The organism is Candidatus Jordarchaeum sp. (assembly GCF_052745115.1).
Genome location: NZ_JBRAKS010000501.1, coordinates 1 through 2,132, shown reverse-complemented (window position 1 = coordinate 2,132; position 2,132 = coordinate 1). Strand labels below are relative to the sequence as shown.

The 2,132-nt window shown below is 39.3% G+C and carries 2 protein-coding genes; both read right to left on the bottom strand.

Annotation, left to right across the window (positions count from 1 at the left end; all coding sequences use genetic code 11):
• Positions 1-97: 97 nt before the first annotated feature.
• Positions 98-778, bottom strand: coding sequence for an endonuclease III domain-containing protein (locus tag ACUVXA_RS20140; protein ID WP_445873081.1), 681 nt, complete (start codon positions 776-778; stop codon positions 98-100).
• Positions 779-899: 121 nt separating this feature from the next.
• The gene (locus tag ACUVXA_RS20135) at positions 900-1,949 is read right to left on the bottom strand and encodes a phosphatase PAP2 family protein (protein ID WP_445873080.1); all 1,050 of its coding nucleotides are present in this window, start codon (positions 1,947-1,949) and stop codon (positions 900-902) included.
• Positions 1,950-2,132 lie beyond the last annotated feature (183 nt).

Sequence of the window (2,132 nt, the reverse complement as noted above, 5' to 3'; positions counted from 1 at the left end):
CCCAAATAACTCACCCAACTTTAACGAAAGTACCCGGAAATTTTGACATTTAGCAAAAAATAGCCAATATTTTTAATTTCATGAAAAATTTTTCAGATCATTTTTTGGTTTTCAGGATTTTTATTTCTGGATAGAAGTAAGTTGCTGATTCGCAAATAAGGTTTAGGACACAGTCCGGGCACTTGGGCTTGGTTTTGCAGATTCTTCTTCCGTGTTCTATCATATTTATGTGAAATGAGTAAATTTGTTCTTCAGGAACCATCTGCTGAAGTATTTCATGAGCTTTCAGACGATCAACGTTCCCAATTAAACTGATTCTCTTAGACACCCGATGAATGTGGGTATCCACCGGTAGAACCGGTTTGCCGAATGAGAAAAGTAGAACGCAGGCCGCGGTTTTTGGCCCCACTCCCTTGAGTGCTGTTAGGAAAGATAATGCTTCTTCCTGCGGAAGTTTTTTAAGATATGTTAAATCTAGTTCTGGTCTTTCTTCTTTAATGGCAAAAATGGCTTCCTTAATTCTCTTGGCTTTAATGTTAGCAAGTCCCCCTAACCTTATGGTTTCCGCAATGTCGTTCTCTGATGCTTCGAGGAGGCGTTCCCAAGTGGGATATTTTCTTTTCAGGTTGGAAAAAGCAGCGTTACTATTTTTATCATTAGTGTTTTGTGAGAGAATTGTTTGAATTAGCTGGTCGAGTGGGGCGTATCTTTTTTTCCACTTTTTTTCTCCATACTCTTGGTTTAAAAGCTGTATTATCTTGTTGATTTTGTCATTCACTTAGATCTACCATTCAAGAGAGTAGTAACCATATATAACTCATAGAAAGGTTTGATTGGAAGATGTTTGATGTTAGTTAAAACTTTTTCTTACGCGAAATTGAAAAAAGAAAGAGAGAGATTTAGGATTTTGGTTCAAGCTTTTTGAAGATTGCTGGTGCGATGAGGGTTACCCATAATCCTAGGACTGCGTATACTGGGAATTGTAGTGGTCCCCAAGGAATTTTGTCTATTAGGTAATATCCGGGCAGAGCCACCACTATTCCTATTATAATTCGGAGAACGGCATACTTCCAAGAGGCGGGTATCGAAAATTGGATGTATTTCTGTTCAAGAATTGCTCCAGATAGAAAGCCTGCAATGGCCCCAGTTAAGTACCAGCTCATTCCCCAATCGAATGGGTAAATAGTAAGAAATGTGATGGGAAATGTTCCCGTTATATAACCTGCTAGTAGTATGTTGAGGTACCAGCCTACCTCCCAATTGAATGGTAAAACTAAGGCCAATATTAGGAAGACAACTATAACAATTGCTACCCGTATCCAGGGGCTCTCTGGAAGTTTTGCATCGAGTAATTTCCAAGTTCTATCTGCTAATAGAACAAATACTCCAAAGATTAGCAGTCCTATGAGAAGACCCGAGATTACATCCGTTGGCCAGTGTGCTCCGAGATAAACTCTGCTTATAGACACAAGAATCGATATTACTGCCGCAAGTAGAAATAGGAGAATTCCCCGCTTTGAGAGGAGGGGAGATTCCCCCTTTGCAAGCCAGGCTAATGTAAAAGCGGTGGCGGTGGTTGTTTGAGCGTGACCACTGGGCATTGAGGGACCCTCTGGGAAGTACACTTTTCGGGCCTCGAAGAATGTTGGTCTGAACCTGCCGATGATATATTTTAGACTATAGTTGATGAGCGTGCTAAATATGAGGAGTAACGCGAGAAATACGCCTTCTCTTTTATAACCCAGCCAGTAGATTATTGCGACTAGAACAAACAGTAATATTTCGTCTCCTAGAAAGGTCACAGCGCGCCAGAAGAGGTCTAGAAGAGGGAGTCCTCCTAAGAACCCCAGTGGAGTCCAGAAGCTTCCCTGAACAGCCCAAAGAATTCCTAAATCCCAGACGTAGCAGTAATTTAGTGAAATAAGAAGTAGAATCAGATATTGTTCCATATAGCTCACCATTAAATTTTCTTCACTTTCTGTAAATCTAGACCTTATAGTATTTTGTCTTTTTTGTGATATAAAAGTTCATCCTCTAAAAATAATGGTTCCTAAAATAAATTAAGAATATTCATAAGTTCAATACTATTTTAAAAGAACAATGTTAATGATACACTTTTTTTAACATATATC